The following is a 16,802-nucleotide window of genomic DNA, read 5'->3' as shown; positions in this document are numbered from 1 at the left end:
TTTTATTTATCAATGTCTTTTTTTATTGGACTATTTTCCAAATAACGTTCTCTTTCTTTTTCAGATAAGATTAACTTATATCCAGCATTTCTTGTTTTGGGAGCTTCTAACCAGCCTTCTTCCACTAACACTTGCATTAATTCTTTTACATCATTCATCCTCATTTTCATGTGTTTACGAAGATAAGTGACCCTTGTTTCGCCAGTAAAAGCAATGTATCGTTTGAGTTCATCTAAGGGACCTAGCGTTTCCTCTACAATAGATTCGGTATAAACTTCTAATGATAATGGCGCGACACCTGAATGATTCTTTCCGTATGTTTCAATAATATGATCCATTTCCTCTTCATTTTTAGCAATTAAAGGTCCTTGAAATCTAGTTAATACTTGCCCCTCCATTAGACACGCACCATCCCCAGAACCTAATAAATTAAACGGAGGTTTTTGATCTAATACGGTACTATAATCATTACGGCCACTACACTTAAATACAACCCTGCTTGGAAGATTCGCTTTAATTAATCCTGTTACTACATCCACACTAGGACGTTGAGTCGTGATAATTAAATGAATCCCACATGCTCTGGCTTTTTGGGCTAAGCGCACAATACTCTCTTCTACCATTCCTTCATCCTTATCTTGCATCATAAAATCACTAAATTCGTCAATTACAGCTACAACATAAGGCATGGGATTGTCTTTCATTTTACGATTATACTGTGCAATATTCCTAACACCCTCGTTTCCGAGTTGTTCATAACGAGTTTCCATTAAAACAATAAGGGAATGCAATAACTGTTTAGCTTCCTCTACCTCTGTAAAAACTTTAACGTTTTTAAACGATGCAAACCCCGCAAATTCTACTCGTTTCGGATCTATTAAATACATCATAAGTTGTTCAGTTGGGATCCATAGCAGAAATGTTAAAATTAATTGCAACAGCCAGACACTTTTTCCACTTCCCGTCGTTCCAGCCACTAACAGATGCTTCACTCGAGTTAAATCTTCAAACAATGGCTCTCCGGTTTCAGTCGCTCCAACGACAAAAGGCAGAACCTTATCTTTAGCAAAAGATTTAAACTCTTTTGAGTCTACTAAACTCCGAAGATAAACTGCTTGCCTGTTTTTACGTGGAAGTGTGAGTGTACCAGTTCCTTTCTCTTTCCCCTGAAACACTGATAAATCAGTAATACCAAGCTCGGTCTGCCAATCAGCGATCACTTTTTGAAGATCGGACAATCGAATTCCTTTTGGCAGCAGGAAATTTAGACGAATTAAAGTCGGCCCTTGCTCAAATCCAACAATTTGTATTCCGTCCTCTTTAATCACCCCTAACTTTTCTAATGCGCCGTTTAATTCTTTTTCAAAATGATCGAGTAATAGTGTTTCTTCCTGAGTAGTTCCATATGGCAAAAATTGAAAAATAGGAAAAAGGCTCTCTCTTTTCATAATTGTTTTCTCGGGTTGTTTTACTTTTACTGATTTTGTTTTAGCTTTACATGGGAGGAGTGTAACCAATTCGCTTTCCACTATAAAGGGATGAATATTGGTCAAGAAAGGTAATTTTAATGTTTTCCATTTATCTAATTGCTCTTTTGGTACTCCTATTTTACAATTAACTCCCCACTCGTTTTCTTTACTTTGTCTATTTAATCTTGTTAGTAAGTGAGATATAAAATCTTTTCTTACCATTTTTTCTCCACTGACATATCCCCTTATAAAGAAACGATAAACGTTCTGATTTCTCCTTTCTTCAAACGAAGATATAGTTGGAATAGACACATTAATATTACGGCTTATTTCAGCTATTTTAAGCTGCAGCTTGCGAATAGGAAGAATGGTACTCGGATAAGAAATCCCCATTAAGTAGTCCTCGTATTGTTGCTTTAGAGTTTCTCCCCATTTATCATGTTTATCTTTCTGAAACAACACTTGAATCCACGCTTCTCCATCAATAAAATCTAAGTCGTTCAACCAACTTTCCGTATTTTCTTGAAAGATTGAGTAAATAGAAGGTTTTTTTAAGTAAAACTGAAAGCTTTCTGTTTCCTGTAATTGAGAGGGTATAGAATCAATAAAAGAGCTTTCCATATTTCGTTTATCTTTTAATAAAGTATTCTCGAAATTCACTAATTGAATAGAAACCTCATCTTCTTTTAAAAGGACTTCTAATCCTCCTATTTCACCCTGGGGGATACCTTTCACCCACCTGGTTGCTTCTTCTCTTGATAAAGACGGTGGAGTGCTGTACAAGACCAATGGTTTACGAAGTGGACCGATTTCAGACATCTTCTTGATTATATTCAATAAAAACCACCCTTAATTTGAAGTTAGGTGTTTTACGTAAATCCACAATAATGTCATCGTATTTAATACGATAAATCCCGTATTAATCCATAAAATCATTTCCATTGATATTATCTACACCTTTCTCAATATAAGTTTGCCAAGTTTCTGTGCGACTGCTGCATACGATTGTTTTGGAGTTGGGCCTAGATCAAAATACTTTTTTACCGATTGCGGTGGAATAGCTAGCATGTATAATCCCCCTAAAATCACCAATAACTTAGCAAATAATCCTTCAATCGTAGTTGGAAAAGGAACAGCAAACATTAATAAAGAAAGTATGGTTACAAAGATTGAATAAACAATTTGGACCAAAAACAGTCCTTTTAAAGAAGTCCACCAACCTTGATGTAAATTTTTTAATGAATCAAATACATATCCTAGCATGGCAAATGGGGTTAAGATTCCTAGTGCAATCATGGAAAACCATCGACGGCCATGATTTAACATCATGGGAATTAATAAGGCAATATAGAGCAAGATAAATAAAAATAACCCGATGACTTCAAAAGCTTCACCAACTAGAATGAACTCCAAGTCAGGTAAATGCGTAGACGTTCCAAGAATACTAGTGCCAATTGATATAATCATTTGTGTCATATTGTTCATGGCTTCTATTGCTTTAACAAATAAGTATGGAGCAAAACCACAGACCCCAATTAACAAAGGTAAGCGAGCAATAATTTGTTTTAACGAAGTACTGCTCAACCCTAATATCCTTTTAAATCCTTCAATCATACTTCCTAACGTGACCACTCCTGCAGATAAACTAGCAAAAATGCGTATCATGTGATCAAAGAATTCATTGTCAAAGAGGAAAATAGGGGTATAAATAATCATGCTTATGGTTTTGTAAAGCCACACCATCAGTTCTTTCATATGACTTTTGGGATTTAATAAATCTTCATATGCTGTAGCGTTTAGAGTTCCAAACCAAGTTGAGATAGTCTGAAAGGATTTTGTTACAGTAGTAGGTTCTGTCGCTTCTACTGAACAACCTGTTAAAAATGCACTTGGAATAACCAGAACGCTTAATGGAATGACTTTTCCTTTATTTTGATGTAGATGTTCTAAAAATTTTGAAATCCTGGTAAGGGGCTTAGTATCCCTTTGACGATGGTGATCAGCAACCATACTACGACAGGTGCTGAGATTACTTGCAAAGTTCCCTTTATGATCTCCGTTGACCACGCTTTGGCTTTCTCTCCTAGACCGACCACCCGCATCGCTCCGGCTAACATCAGGCAGATTGTTGCGACTCCGGCTACGAGTCCTAGACAAATGATTTGTATGGTTTGAAGAAGGGATTCTACTTCGGTTGGAATGGTGGCTGGTTGTGGGGTTTGAGCGAATGCGGGAGTAGCAAATACGAGAACCGATAACGATACGGATAAAGTTTTCAGAATCATTGTTTGATATTTCCTTTTCTGTTTCGGTTTTGCTACCTTCACCTCCTTCAGGTAGGTTTGGAGAAAAAAATCCATTTCCTCCCTAAGTGTTTGGTTTTCTTTTGGTTTGGTTTGTTGTAAAAATTCACTAATCGTGAAGGTTTCCTGTTTTTGAAACACGGTTTTTCCTCCCTTTACAAACTGTATACCCAAAAGTACTGACAGCTGTTATTAAGCAACCTGTTTGAATGAGGATGAAAATGGACATTCTATCTCCCCTTTTTGGGCTTTTTCCTATCTATATGCATCCTTTTTCTAGTTTTATTCCAATAATCATTAACATTTTTGTTTGTGTAAAACGGAGGAAAGTTCAAAAAAAAAGAAACACTATGGTTTCAAATTTTCACGATATAAACAATCTCCAATAGGGGGACATTGTAATGCAAACCAAATACGAAGAAAATAATCAAGGCTCATATTTAAATTTTTATTGTTTAACACTTGAGATATATTACTTTTACTTATTCCTGTGTCCTTTTGTAATTTTACGGCTTTCATTCCTTTTTGATTCATAATCTCTTTAAACCGGTTTCTAATAGCATAAGGAGATCCATCTACTACCAAAGTGCCGATGTAGTCAATTTCCTCTTTTTTAAGCGGTCTCATCACATCTAAATAATTAGCAATGGCATCTTTAATCGTATCTTCTAAAGTGAGATCACCTTTATTACGAATGGCCAAATAATGATTTATCTCTTCCAGTCGTTTAATTGTGGAAGGCATTAATTGAATCGAAATAGAAACAGGAACGTTATTTGTTTGTTGTTCTGTCATCGTATTCATCTCCTTTATAAATTCATCCAGTATAATCATTCTAAATATGGACAAACTAAAAACAACAATAAAAATAAACAGGAGTGACTAGAATGATTCGTTATCGAAAAGATCGCGGAGACCATGCTTCTGACTCATCGGGCCGTGGAAGAGGGTTATAAGTCTTTATTATTTACCTTATTTAGTCGGGTAAATACTTCATCCAGTAAAAACATAATAAATTCTATCGGTAAAAAGAACTCGGAAAAAACAGGGATTCAGTTTCTGAAAGACATTTGCATTTCACTTTAAACTAGTGGCCTGCAATGTCTTTTTGGATTTCACGAGCATCTTTTAATATGACTTAATATGGATTTTTGTACTTTCAATGAACTTCCATCGTTTTTGATTTGCTGGAAAAAATCCAAAAATACAATAACAATGATTTCTTCTACTGTCATATCAAATTCTTCATTAGAAAATAAGTCGTAGAGAAGTACTTCTCCACGCAATATTTCAGTTTCACGCATCCTAATGATAATCGAAGCCATTTTTTCTTCTTGGGCATCTGTATAATCCATAATTTCTTCTTCATTTTCAAAATGAAATGTATTAGAGTTTAACGGTTTTAACACTCTTTTTTGTTTTATTTTCTCTTGAAAATACTTGGCTTTCCCTAATTTTAAATATTTGGCAATTTGTTCATTTTTTGCACCTTTCTTAATTTGATTAAGAAAATCATCATAAAGAATCCAAAGCAGAACAGCCTCATTAAATTGATATGGAACTTCTTCTCCAAAATTATCTCGAAGATCCTGAACAAAAATGGTTGCTCTTATGTAGTCGTAATAAGGTAAATTTATTTCTAAATACTTATAACTGCCAAATAACGATTTAAAGAACCCTTTTGCCTCCTCAATTCCCGATAACCTTTTTTGAAGAATATTTAAATGACTAAATGATTTCCTCAAGGTCACTGTCTCCTCCCTCTATCCATTTCATTACGGACATCATTATTTGAAAAACCACCTTTCTTTCTGAAAGATTCATTTGGATAGCCAGTCCATGTGGCCCTCCGATTTGGAGTTCATATTCATTTTCTAGCAGTTGAGTGTGCATATATACTTTTGTGTCTTTGTAATGATGATTCCAATGGACAAGCTCTTTATGTTTTAATCCATATGTCAATAATAGAGTGTTAAATTTAGTTTGCTTTAAATCCCCTTTTCCTTGAAGTCGATAAATTCTTGTACCCTGTTTGCAAAGACTTTTTAATTTCATTTGGACAATAGGATCAACAGGGAATTTTATATTGTGTGTTTTATCCTTGCGTGTAGATCGAATTTGCTTTGTAGGTTTTATTGATTTAGGTTTGGATGTTTTCCCATTTGTTATTTCAAAATCATTGAATAATGGATTAATAAAACTCATTCTCTCCCCTGCCTTTCTGATTTTTTATAATTAACACATGGTCACTTTTCCACTTTTCCGTTTCTAATAGATATATAGGAGAGGGAAGACAAGTTTAGAACCTATATTTGTATATTTCTAGTTAAACTTGTCCATACTTTTGATAATTGAATCTGGGAGAGGACGGATTAATATGTTGAATAAAAAGAAGAAAGATAAAGCTGTAATTAGGAAGATCCAAGAGGGGACAAAAAAGGCTCAAAAAGCAGGAGTTAAGCTAATCAGCATAAAGATTAAATAAAGATCCATATAGGTGAATGATATAAAACACTTATTTGATACCAAACAAAAACAACAGCATCTACATTTAAACTAAAGTGGTTGCTGTTGATATCTATTACTTATTTTAAAACTGAAAATTAGTTTATATTTTTCAGGATAATTACTCCGTCATTTTTGTTACTTTATTGACTAAAATAAACAGAACCGCATTTAAAATGCGGTCTTGGCTGGCTTTATATAATTGACTAATCCCACACTATAGTCTTATGTAATAAAAACAGGATTTGTATAGGTAATAACCCATAAAAAATGATTTATTTGGGTTATAAGATTTATCAAACTAAAAGGAAAGGTGTGTTGAACACCTTAAAACAATTTTTTTTAGTTTGCAGCCACTTGCTTCTGCAGAGCCAATGAGTCCGATGTTTACTACTAATACAGGTAAGGCTTACTCGCCTTCTTATTATCTCAATATATAACCGATGCTATTAAAAATACAAATCTACCACCATTTTTAAATAACCGCACCAACTCGATTGGCCCTCATACTTTTCGACATGCATTTGCGATTATATCCCATCTAAGTAAAGTTGATGTGTACAGCATTATGAGAAGCCTTGGTCATGAGAAAATCGAGACCACGATGATTTATTTGGAAAAGGGATTTAAAAGGGAAAAGCATGCGATTCATGCTTGGAGTGAGGATGTTTTTGGGGAATATATATAACGGAAGAAACATGAAAAACTCTTAACCATTTAGGGCTTTTCGGCTTTTATAGTGGAAAGTAGATTTTTGTTCGAAATCCTAGCTTTTTACTTTTGTGATGTCCGAATAATTAAGGTATATAATAGTTATAATAAGTGTATAGTAAATTAATGAGCTAGGGTTGAATAATTTTAAAGTGACCCCACGAATTGGGGTCACCTAACTTAACGCATATCTAACCTTAGTTCAAATTTTCTGCAATACTGTCTACATACATTTCTCTAGATAAGAGGTTATCTGCCTCTACAGCAGAACTAGGACCAACAAATTTAGTGCCGACTGCAACAACGGTTACAACAAATACAGCTGCAATATGTGTTGCTCCTACATAGGAATAAGCTACCCATAATGCAAATCCAGGTTTAACTGCTAAAGCCTGAGCTTCATCATTTGAAATAGATTGAGTAACTTTAGAATCTTCTTGAGCAAGAGCCTCACGCTCTTGTGCTATTTCTTTTTCAAATATTTTCGCTAAAGCTTTTTCGGTTTCAGCAATTGTTTCTTCAATAACAAAATGATCTCCACTCTCAATTCCTTTTTTGAAGTTTTTAAAGAAATGAGGGTCGTTTCTTACTAGTTGTTTTTCGATGCTTTTGATTCTATTAATTTCTTCTTTAGAGTAGGTATAACCTTCAGGTAATGCAGTTTCCCAAAAATCTGAAAGTGATTCACTTACTTCACCATATCCAAAAAATATCCCTTCAAAAAGTTCTTGACCAGTGTAGTCTTTGTCTTTGGTTTTAGCTTCAGCAACTTGTACATTTACGGCCGAAAGACTCGATAAAAATAATGCAAAAACTAAAATTAAAGAAAGAGCTTTCTTCATTTATTCCACCTCCTTTCGAGTTAAAGGTAAATTAAATTGAAAATTAAATTTAAACTTATATTTAAAATGAGCATTAATCGGCAATAAGAATAAAATTAATGCGGCACTCATCGCTATCGAAAAAGAGACAAGCCCTAACATTAAAGCAAAAATCTCATGCATAGTTATAGCTAACACAAATAATATTTTTTTAGTTTTCGAGTTTGAAAATAGTCCGCAAAACAGTAAAAACTGTAGAATAATTGTCCCCCACGTCGGAATGACAACTAACCAACTTTCAGTTATCGGCTGAATTAATGGTTTAATTATAGGACTAAGCCCAAAAAGTGGATCGTTTAAAAAATAATATACAGCAGTACCATTAACCCACTCAGAGGTAGTTAATTTTGCAATACTTGAATGTAAATATAATATTGCTATTTGAAACTGAATCACAAATATAGATGCCCATCCTAAAGCAACTGCGATGTCTCTGTTCTTTTCGATAGAGCAATCCTTTTCCCAATGCCATTTTCTTTCATCGACTAGTGTCATTGGGATTAATAGAAATGTTAAAACGGCTGTTACTTGATCACCACCATCAAGAGTGGTCATTGAATTTTGAACACTGAAGGCTATCCACCAATGTATTAAACCTGTTATTCTAGGTCTCCATCCTGACATAATAATAATTAAGAGAATAATAGTAACAATTTTAATTTCGGATAAGTATGTATTTGAAGCAATACAAAAAACACTAATTGAATTTATACCTGTAGAACAATATGGATATTCGGTAACTCCAGCAACAGGTTTAAAAAGAGTATTGATATCATTAAACAAAAGCGTTACAAGTGTGCCAAGAGCCAATAGACTTCGTGCTAGACCATAAACATTTGTAAATGGACTTCCCTTTGTCATTATGTAATTTCCGGTTTGATTTACTAATTTTTTGTACATACCAATTCTACCTTTGCTAATTTAGATGATTTGTAAGTTCTTTCCGTAGAAGAGCTCCATGCCCAAGGCATAGGTTCTTGTAATGTAATATATTGTTCACCACATAAAGTTTTCTTCGGGGTAGAATTATATATTTCTATGGGTTGTACGTCTTTCATATCAGCTATACAATCATCTATATCCTTATTACACTCTTTAAAATCTGTTTCCTGAAGCTCTGGAATTATTAAACCTAATTCGGTTCCTTGGGCTCTACCAGTTCTATCTACTCCAAATAAATTTGTTAATTTCATATTGGGCCATTGAGCGGAGATTTCACTATTAGTTGAATAAACATTTAAGAATTCTTCTCTTGGATTTTTACTGAAAAACCCCCAACCTTGAGGTAATAATTGAGAAAATAGTGTATCGTTAGTTTTATTTAAAGTTAAAGGGTTTTGAGGTAATGCACTAATGATTGAGAGCATGACCACTAGTAATAAGATGGCAAAAAATGTGTAAAACCATTTTGCTAATTTATTTTGATTCATGGAATGCATTAGTTTTTGGCTCCTTACTAGTTGTATGTTCGTTTGGTATAAGTTCACACCCATCTTCCACACAATTATTTACTGGAACTATTCTTCTAGAATTGGCTATATGATTATAAACAAATTCTCCTATCCCAATAGAACTAGAAAATTTCAATGGAAAATAAAACATAAAAAGAAGTGGGATACGGAGGCAGATAGCAGCTACAGCATCAATTCCTGAGTGGATTTTTTTATTGCTCAGTTCTACACAATGCATTTTTTTAACAAGTTGTTCATAAGGTATATCTAAGTATTGATCATTATTGCGGATTGTTTGGAATTCAATAATATGGAACCAATCAAGATATTCTATATTCTTTTTTATTTTGATGCACAAAGGACACCAACTATCATATAAAACCAATAATTTTTTCATAGCTTTTCCTTTCTATAAAAAGGAATCACCCTTTATTATTAAAATTTATTTTGAACAAAGTGAGTATTGTGATTAGGACAATTATTCCTACTAATACCCAGGTAGCCCATTCTCCTAAATATTTAATAACTAGTGGAAATAGTAGAACTAATACCCCAATTATTATGGAATATATCCCCATATCCTTTGATAATTTATCTTTGTCACCTTTAAATTCAGATTCCTTATAACCTGCTATTAAATTTCTTTTTTGCTTTTTCCAAATCAACCAGCCAGTTATAATAAATAGCGCTCCAACAATAATAGAAATAATTAATGCTGTATTAAAGTCCGTGTTTAAGGTCAAAAATCATCATTCCCTTATTATTTATTTTTAATATTCTGTTAAAATAAATAAATATGAATATTTTAAATAGACAAAATCCAGTTCCCAATAATATAATAAATGTATTCCCAATATAAGGAAAGAGTTAATTTTAAAATATTACTTTATTCACATGGTTAATAAATTTCATGGTATTAATGATACAGATCATATTCTAGTACTAAAGTTAGTAGAAACATAAAAATTTAAATTCATAGGGAGAAAGGAACTTTGTTTTAATTAAATTCTCTTTATTTTTTCTATAGAATCCAATGGGTTCAATAATATCTTTTAAAAACTGCTCTTGTTTAAATACGTCAGCATTCTCTAGATACATAGCTATACTTTGTATATAATTTATGTATACGAGCTGCTAGATAAATGAATGATTGGCAATCGAAACAGCGTTTTTTCTAACCGTTTTTAGATCAGACAAGTAAAAAGAAGGTGAGTGAAGTTTCTTTGCTACTTAGTCATTTGATCACCGTTAAAATTCTACTATCCCTTCATTTACCCGCTTGTATTAGCTTGTCTACCTGGACTAAGTCAACCTCATCTTGGAATCCATATTTTGGATCCCTTTCTGCTGTACTTCCTAATACAAATCCTCCCGGAAGCAGTTTGTTAGGAAACCCTCGCAATCCTTTCCATAAGTGAACTTCCTTACCGTTCATATCAATTAATAGTGCTCCTAAGTCTGCAGCCTGATAGATTGTATAGCCGCTGCTTGTTTTTTGGGGATTAAAAACCGTTGCCCTGTTGGATAAATTGTTGGATGTCCCATACTTTTTCCTCTCCTCTTCTCTTTTCTTCTTTTTTCAAAATAAAAAGCCCCTTTAGCAGCTGTCTTTTTATAAACAGTTACTAACAGGAGCCTTCGGTGGTCCGATCGGCATATTGTTATTTTTCATAACCTACGTTCTTTTATGGTGGGAGCTTTTTTGTAATGGTAAACGGTGTCTTTCTAATTTATCGATTTGAGTTACCTGTGGATCATGTATCGTTATTTGTACTGTACCATATTCAAGGCTTTCTAATAATGCTTTGATTTTTTCAAGTACTTGCTGATCAATTCGTCCTTTTGAAGGCAAGTAAATCATCCCCTTTTATGGTAGTTAAGCGATTTTCCAATAGGACCTCTGGAGTCGTTTGATCAGGTACATAAGCAATCGTATCTCTCACAAGTGAATTTGTCCCTCTTATATTTTCTAAATAACCTAATTTTTAAAATCTTGGTAAGATTTGATCCAAATAACTAACAGTAACCAAAGTACTTTCTGAAAATTTCTTGGATGGATACTACTTTCCCATGATTTTCCCCAAGAACTAGCAGTGCCCTCAACGCATATTCACCCTTAGTTGATATCTTACCTTCAATGTTAGTTCTGCCTTAAATTGTCGAGTCATTTAGTCAACATTTAAACAGAAAAGATTCATCTTAATGTCGAGTATTCTAGTCAAAAAATAAATTGTTGAGTAGTTTAGTCAATTTTAACCGTAAACGAAGACCATGAATGAATTCTTATAGGGGGTACTTGATGATTAACCTAAAACTCCGGTTGCTTTGGTATTTCTAATTTTCACGACTATAAAAGCAATGGCTCCAATCCATAAAGCAGCAATTCCAGCATAGATAAACGGATAAATCGATGTTTGGTCAACCCACGTATTTACAAGTGTTCTTGCATTTACTAAGATGATAAAACCACCTACTATTACACCCATTAGCTGGGCATGAATTTTCTGTACCAACCAAGCGGCAATTGGCGCTGCAATTAATCCTCCTATCATTAATGCTCCTACCCACAGCCAGTTTACTTCCGACCAGCCAAGTGAGATTAAAAATCCTACAGTAGCAGAAACCGCAATAGCGAATTCACTTGTATCAACTGTCCCAACGACTTTACGTGCACTAATTCCTTTTTGGGATAACAATACAGGAGTGGCAATTGGTCCCCAGCCTCCTCCTCCAGTTGCATCTGCAAACCCTGCAATCAAACCAAGTGGAATAGATTTTTTTCTTGTAAGACCAATATTGTCCTTCTGTTCACCAGTTTTAAACATAAATAAGAATCTAGCTAAAACATAGACTCCAAGAGCTAATAGAAATATAGAAATATAGGGCTTTGCCAGATCTCCCGGTATATTACTTAAGAAGGTAGCTCCCAAAAATGCCCCAATGGATCCTGGAATGATAAGCCGTTTGACTGTTTGCTTATCCACGTTCCCAAACTTGATGTGTGATGCTCCAGATGCGGCTGTTGTGACGACCTCTGCTAAATGGACAGATGCTGATGCAACGGCTGGTGCAATTCCAAATGCAAGTAATAAAGATGATGACGTTACACCATACGCCATTCCCAATGCGCCGTCTATTAGCTGTGCCAACAAGCCAATAAAGGCAAAAACAATTAATTTTTTCACATTAATCCCTCCTTGTTTTTATGGAAACTTAATTCCATGTAGTCAAATATGCTTAAGTTTTCCAAATTTCTTAATTTTGTTTATTTAATATATTACAATTAACCCTATTTGTAAACTAGGAATTAAAAAATATTTTTATTTTTACAAATTAACAATCCGAAAAGAATAGCTAAGCAAGGGTATACCAATTTTTTTGGGGTCAAAACGATTACATTATTATCGTCGTTCTCTTACAGACTGTAGTGCTGCCGTCCAAAAGAAGTTTTGCTAAGTTTGTTTTACCTTTATTTACTATTCATTACAACTTGTTTTCTAAAGTAAAACTTTATATAATTTATAGAACATACGTTTGTTATTTAATAGAGGGGATTGTATCTTTATGAAGGCAAATATTCCTAAAGAATTAGAAGATTTAATCGATGAAAAAATATACCTAGATCTAGAGATACACATTTTAAATACAAAGTTAAATAAGCTTAATGCAATGAAGGATAATGATCGAATAATTTATTTCGAAAAAAAATTAGGTCAAAAATTTAAAGAACGTAAAAAAATAAATGATCAATTAAGAAAAGAGAAAGTAACAATATATAGTCCCATTAATGATGATATGTTTGTTCAATATGATTTTTCAATAAAAACTAATGGAGGCTACAAAGAGGGGAACTTCCGGTACTGGAAATCGGCAATAAAATATAAATTAAATCAACGTCTAAATACAAAATAACAATCACTTCCGACCATACTTAATATTATTAAAACGTCCACTGCCTTTTAGGCTTTATACGTTGCCTACGTCTTTTTGTTACGATGTTTAATTATCTCCTCTTCTTATAGTTGTAGGTCCGGCCAAGTTCACCTACTTATCGACACAATCACTTAATAGTATGCACCTTTTAATGTCGAAGTTTGTTTTATATTAGCTTTTGTATATGTAAGCGTTTTCTATTATAATGATAATAGGTGGATGGTATGTGTGGCTGTCACAGTATCTGGCGTAAGTGGGCCAATACAAGAATAATAGATAGTATATTTATCAATTATTTACAGAAAAACTTCAATAAATAATGCTTAAACCTTTTCTATTAAATTAATAAACTTTGTTAAAGTATTTGTAAATTTCACGGAATCATAACAACTATTCATTATAATGGGGTTAGATTAAAAATCTATTATTGTAAAAAAGTTTCTACATTATTTTATAAGGTGGAGTAAAAATGGTTTTATATGAAAAATTACCTTCAGATATTTTAATTTCCTTTTATGATGAAATTTTGAAAAATATTAATGAAGGAATATTAACGAAAAACATGTATTATGAATTAGGTATAATTATTTCAGTAGCAAACCGAAGGAGTATTATCTTAGAGGAACCATGCGATTTTGAACAAATGGTAGATCAAGAGACTTTGAATGATTTTATTCAATGCGCGCATGTGTCTTAGTATCTTATTGACTTTAAGTGATGGAGACACAAAAAAGGAAAAACTTCCTTATTCAGCCGGAGGAAGTTTTAGATTCTTTGCCATTCTTTTGTCTGTTACTCATTTTAAATTTTTGATACTTCGTAATAAGCTTGTCTAACTTCTGACTGTAATAAATGGTATCGTCGCTATTTAAACCTGTTTCTACTGCGATTAAGATCAAACGGTCTCTCACTTGATTGATTCTTCGTTCTAATTTTTCGACCTCTCTACACATCTACCTGTCTCCTTGTTTATTAGTATACAAGTTCACAAGATTTATTATACGAAAAATTCGTATAATTGGAATACATATGACAAAAGTTCTTATGAAATGACAAATGATAGTCTTTATTGAAATAATCCTTTATGTCCCTTAAAATCGAAGGCTGAGAGATAGTCCAAGGCGTCTGCCATCATCAGCCTTCTGAAACTCTGTTTCGCCGTTCTGTTGCATTGAATTAATCGCGTAGGCTAATAACCGCATTTGATTAAGTGGAATCCTTGATTCGACTTTGCCATAGAGTAATCATTACTCTTTTTAACACTGTTTTCGTATGAACTAGCTTGCCTTTTATCATTTTTTCTAGCCATTTAACCTCCTTTGCCGATAATTATCCGTAATTCTCACAATTAGGAGTTGATAGAATCACCTCAGCCAGACCTCTTGATTCTATCAATTCTCTCAATCCTGCGCCTTCCCCTAAAGTAAAGGAAAGGAATTCTTAATCTTCATATATATTACCCTCTTTTGAGTATTTTGAATAGTTATATAATTTTAATATATATATCGTATTCTTTCGTTTATAATGAGAGTAAAGTTAATGTCTAATCTGCACTAGGAGGGATTTTCAATAGATAATGAAAAGAATAAGCCATCAATACCTCCCTTATATGAAAACCTAAAAAATAATCATGAAACTTGCGAGAATGAAATGCATCGAATCATAAAGGAAATGATAGCTCAAAATAAAGAAATAATAGCTAAAAATAAAGAAATAATAGAGCAAAATTATAAACTTTTACGAAAAAATAAAACCCTTCATCCCCTTAATTTAGTAATGGTTTTGGAAAACAAGGAACAGAATGAGCATTTCTTCGACTATTGGCTGCTTTAGTTGAACAAAAGCCAAATTAAAAATCGATTCCTAAACATTGTAAATCTACTTTTTCTGACGCTACCCCGCCATAAATATCAACCATATAAACACCTTCCATATCGGTCCTTTTCTCTAGTAATTAATTTTCCTCAAGCCAATTATAAAATGGCAGTTTTGAATTTTAATCAGCCTCAAGCAAACGTATGTCTTTAGATCTACTAAGCTATGCGTTAAGGAAAAAGAGAGAAAAATGGAAAAGAAAAAACTATTTCTTCTCAAGAATATCTAGTTATTCAACTAGAGCACAATTCGTCTATGACGGCCTACGTTTTAAGATTTGTAATTGAAACTTAAAAACCCTAGCTAATTTGCTAGGGTTTTATTATCAATATTGACTAAAATTTTAAGTTCAATAATTAAACTCTAAATCACTATACGAATCCTTAAGGTATCCACTGATTGTCGCAATATTACTATGACCAGCTGATCTCCTTACCTTCTCATTATATTTCATATATTGGGACAGCTCTTGTTTTTTGGATGAGTTTATTCCTATTATATATAACAAATTCTAAAACTTAACTTCTATTCTTCATATTGCTGGCAATTCGAGATTTTCGTAATTGGCATTGGAGTAATAATTTCAGTTCGCCCCTGAAAAGTACTTTTTATTAATATTTCAAATTCAAATCAGAAATATGTTTCCATCAAACAGATACGGGGAAGAAAAAGAATGAAGAACAACACTCTTTAGAGGAGGTAAATTCATGGCAGACAATAATAACAACAACCGCAATGAATACTTTGAGGAACGTGCAGGCACAGAAGATGCAAGATTTCACGTTGTACCACACAAGGAAGAAGGCTGGGCCATAAAACGTGAAGGTGAGGATGTCCCTGAACTTACTACTGAATCGAAAGACAAAGCTATAGAAGAAGCAAAGAAAATGGCAAAAGATACTTCTACAATGGTTATCATCCACAATGATGACGGTCAGATTGAAGATCAGCTGAACTATAAAGAATAGTAATGATAGGTGCTGTTAATCAATAGATTAATGGCGCTCTTATTGCTTATGCTTGAGTTTGTTGTTCATTGAATCATCCTTTCTATGGTGAGATAAGGTATAACTTTGATAAAGTGGTTATGCTTATTTTTAAAATAAATCTATAGGAGAACTACTTCTATATATAATAAAAATATTTACTTACAGGAAAATAAACTACATAATTAGTCTCATGACACGTTGGTTTTTTTTGTGATCCATTTTTTGCCTATGATTCGCTAGCTCATCACGTATAAATCGGTAACCGTAACAAACTTCATGTTCCTCATAGATATCCCTAATTTCAGCTTTCAAGTCACTATCTGGATCTGATCGATTCATTCTCTTCACTAAATCATAATATATGCTACGTGGAAAATCAGCGAGCTTTAAGAGTTCCTTCACCGGGTATTTATGGCTTAACTCATAGACTACAATAAGGAGTTGTGATTGAATCCCCACGAACTCCTCTTGATTCTATCAATTCACTCAATCCTCCGCCTTACCCTAAAGCAACGGGAAAGAATTCTTAATCCTCCTATACATACCTTTTTCAATGTTTTTAAAATTACATAATTTTAATTATATATCGTACATATGATCTCCTGATGACACAATGCCGCTTTCTTGTGACTTATGGTACTTAAATACATTACTAGAAGTCGACCTTTACTCCAATATTGTTTTT

The 16,802-nt window shown here is 33.3% G+C and carries 17 protein-coding genes and 3 pseudogenes; 4 read left to right on the top strand and 16 right to left on the bottom strand.

The window, feature by feature from the left end; translation table 11 throughout:
- Nucleotides 1–2: 2 nt before the first annotated feature.
- The 6 genes from R4Z10_RS21300 to R4Z10_RS21275 form a co-directional block, all read right to left on the bottom strand.
- On the bottom strand, nt 3–2,306 hold the full coding sequence (locus tag R4Z10_RS21300; RefSeq protein ID WP_338473384.1) for an FtsK/SpoIIIE domain-containing protein: 2,304 nt from the start codon (nt 2,304–2,306) through the stop codon (nt 3–5).
- A 114-nt stretch (nt 2,307–2,420) separates the two neighbouring features.
- Nucleotides 2,421–3,479, bottom strand: a complete 1,059-nt coding sequence (locus R4Z10_RS21295; RefSeq protein WP_338473383.1) for a hypothetical protein — start codon at nt 3,477–3,479, stop codon at nt 2,421–2,423.
- On the bottom strand, nt 3,416–3,913 hold the full coding sequence (locus R4Z10_RS21290) for a TrbC/VirB2 family protein (RefSeq protein ID WP_338473382.1): 498 nt from the start codon (nt 3,911–3,913) through the stop codon (nt 3,416–3,418). The genes R4Z10_RS21295 and R4Z10_RS21290 overlap by 64 nt, the downstream gene beginning before the upstream one ends.
- Before the next feature lie 207 nt (nt 3,914–4,120).
- The gene (locus R4Z10_RS21285) at nt 4,121–4,567 is read right to left on the bottom strand and encodes a helix-turn-helix transcriptional regulator (RefSeq protein ID WP_338473381.1); all 447 of its coding nucleotides are present in this window, start codon (nt 4,565–4,567) and stop codon (nt 4,121–4,123) included.
- 320 nt (nt 4,568–4,887) lie between these two features.
- A complete protein-coding gene (locus R4Z10_RS21280) occupies nt 4,888–5,517 on the bottom strand; it encodes a hypothetical protein (RefSeq protein WP_338473380.1) in 630 nt (209 codons plus the stop codon).
- Entirely contained in the window at nt 5,501–5,827 is a 327-nt protein-coding gene (locus R4Z10_RS21275; protein WP_338473379.1) for a hypothetical protein, read from the bottom strand. The genes R4Z10_RS21280 and R4Z10_RS21275 overlap by 17 nt, the downstream gene beginning before the upstream one ends.
- Before the next feature lie 886 nt (nt 5,828–6,713).
- On the opposite strand from R4Z10_RS21275, the pseudogene R4Z10_RS21270 reads away from it, so the two are divergent.
- Nucleotides 6,714–6,839, top strand: a pseudogene (locus R4Z10_RS21270) (integrase); the annotation flags it as partial.
- 346 nt (nt 6,840–7,185) lie between these two features.
- On the opposite strand, the gene R4Z10_RS21265 reads toward R4Z10_RS21270, so the two are convergent.
- The 8 genes and pseudogenes from R4Z10_RS21265 to R4Z10_RS21230 form a co-directional block, all read right to left on the bottom strand.
- Nucleotides 7,186–7,830, bottom strand: coding sequence for a sporulation delaying protein family toxin (locus tag R4Z10_RS21265; RefSeq protein WP_338473378.1), 645 nt, complete (start codon nt 7,828–7,830; stop codon nt 7,186–7,188).
- A complete protein-coding gene (locus tag R4Z10_RS21260; RefSeq protein WP_338473377.1) occupies nt 7,831–8,769 on the bottom strand; it encodes a sporulation-delaying protein SdpB family protein in 939 nt (312 codons plus the stop codon).
- Nucleotides 8,754–9,308: an SdpA family antimicrobial peptide system protein gene (locus R4Z10_RS21255; RefSeq protein WP_338473376.1), complete on the bottom strand. Its 555-nt coding sequence runs from the start codon at nt 9,306–9,308 to the stop codon at nt 8,754–8,756. Before R4Z10_RS21255 ends, R4Z10_RS21260 begins: the two co-directional genes overlap by 16 nt.
- Nucleotides 9,286–9,717, bottom strand: a complete 432-nt coding sequence (locus R4Z10_RS21250) for a DUF393 domain-containing protein (protein WP_338473375.1) — start codon at nt 9,715–9,717, stop codon at nt 9,286–9,288. Before R4Z10_RS21250 ends, R4Z10_RS21255 begins: the two co-directional genes overlap by 23 nt.
- Nucleotides 9,718–9,742: 25 nt before the next feature.
- A complete protein-coding gene (locus tag R4Z10_RS21245) occupies nt 9,743–10,063 on the bottom strand; it encodes a DUF3784 domain-containing protein (protein ID WP_338473374.1) in 321 nt (106 codons plus the stop codon).
- 548 nt (nt 10,064–10,611) lie between these two features.
- Nucleotides 10,612–10,865 (bottom strand): annotated as a pseudogene (locus R4Z10_RS21240) (thioredoxin); the annotation flags it as partial.
- 130 nt (nt 10,866–10,995) lie between these two features.
- Nucleotides 10,996–11,172 (bottom strand): YezD family protein, encoded by a 177-nt coding sequence (locus R4Z10_RS21235; protein ID WP_338473373.1) that lies wholly within the window; start codon nt 11,170–11,172, stop codon nt 10,996–10,998.
- A gap of 451 nt (nt 11,173–11,623) precedes the next feature.
- Nucleotides 11,624–12,505, bottom strand: a complete 882-nt coding sequence (locus R4Z10_RS21230) for a sulfite exporter TauE/SafE family protein (RefSeq protein WP_338473372.1) — start codon at nt 12,503–12,505, stop codon at nt 11,624–11,626.
- 379 nt (nt 12,506–12,884) lie between these two features.
- On the opposite strand from R4Z10_RS21230, the gene R4Z10_RS21225 reads away from it, so the two are divergent.
- Nucleotides 12,885–13,232 (top strand): hypothetical protein, encoded by a 348-nt coding sequence (locus R4Z10_RS21225; RefSeq protein ID WP_338473371.1) that lies wholly within the window; start codon nt 12,885–12,887, stop codon nt 13,230–13,232.
- A 490-nt stretch (nt 13,233–13,722) separates the two neighbouring features.
- A complete protein-coding gene (locus R4Z10_RS21220; RefSeq protein ID WP_338473370.1) occupies nt 13,723–13,950 on the top strand; it encodes a hypothetical protein in 228 nt (75 codons plus the stop codon).
- A gap of 52 nt (nt 13,951–14,002) precedes the next feature.
- On the opposite strand, the gene R4Z10_RS21215 is transcribed toward R4Z10_RS21220, so the two are convergent.
- Complete coding sequence (locus tag R4Z10_RS21215; RefSeq protein WP_338473369.1) at nt 14,003–14,206, bottom strand: aspartyl-phosphate phosphatase Spo0E family protein; 204 nt, start codon at nt 14,204–14,206, stop codon at nt 14,003–14,005.
- Nucleotides 14,207–15,835: 1,629 nt separating this feature from the next.
- On the opposite strand from R4Z10_RS21215, the gene R4Z10_RS21210 reads away from it, so the two are divergent.
- Complete coding sequence (locus R4Z10_RS21210; RefSeq protein WP_338473368.1) at nt 15,836–16,096, top strand: DUF2188 domain-containing protein; 261 nt, start codon at nt 15,836–15,838, stop codon at nt 16,094–16,096.
- Between the two features lie 207 nt (nt 16,097–16,303).
- On the opposite strand, the pseudogene R4Z10_RS21205 reads toward R4Z10_RS21210, so the two are convergent.
- A pseudogene (locus R4Z10_RS21205) lies at nt 16,304–16,549 on the bottom strand (IS3 family transposase); the annotation flags it as partial.
- Between the last annotated feature and the right edge of the window lie 253 nt (nt 16,550–16,802).

Origin of the sequence: Niallia sp. XMNu-256 (assembly GCF_036670015.1) — a bacterium.
Classification (GTDB): domain Bacteria; phylum Bacillota; class Bacilli; order Bacillales; family Cytobacillaceae; genus Bacillus_BD.
Note: the sequence above shows the minus strand (reverse complement) of the source record. Positions and strands in the feature narration are given on the sequence as shown.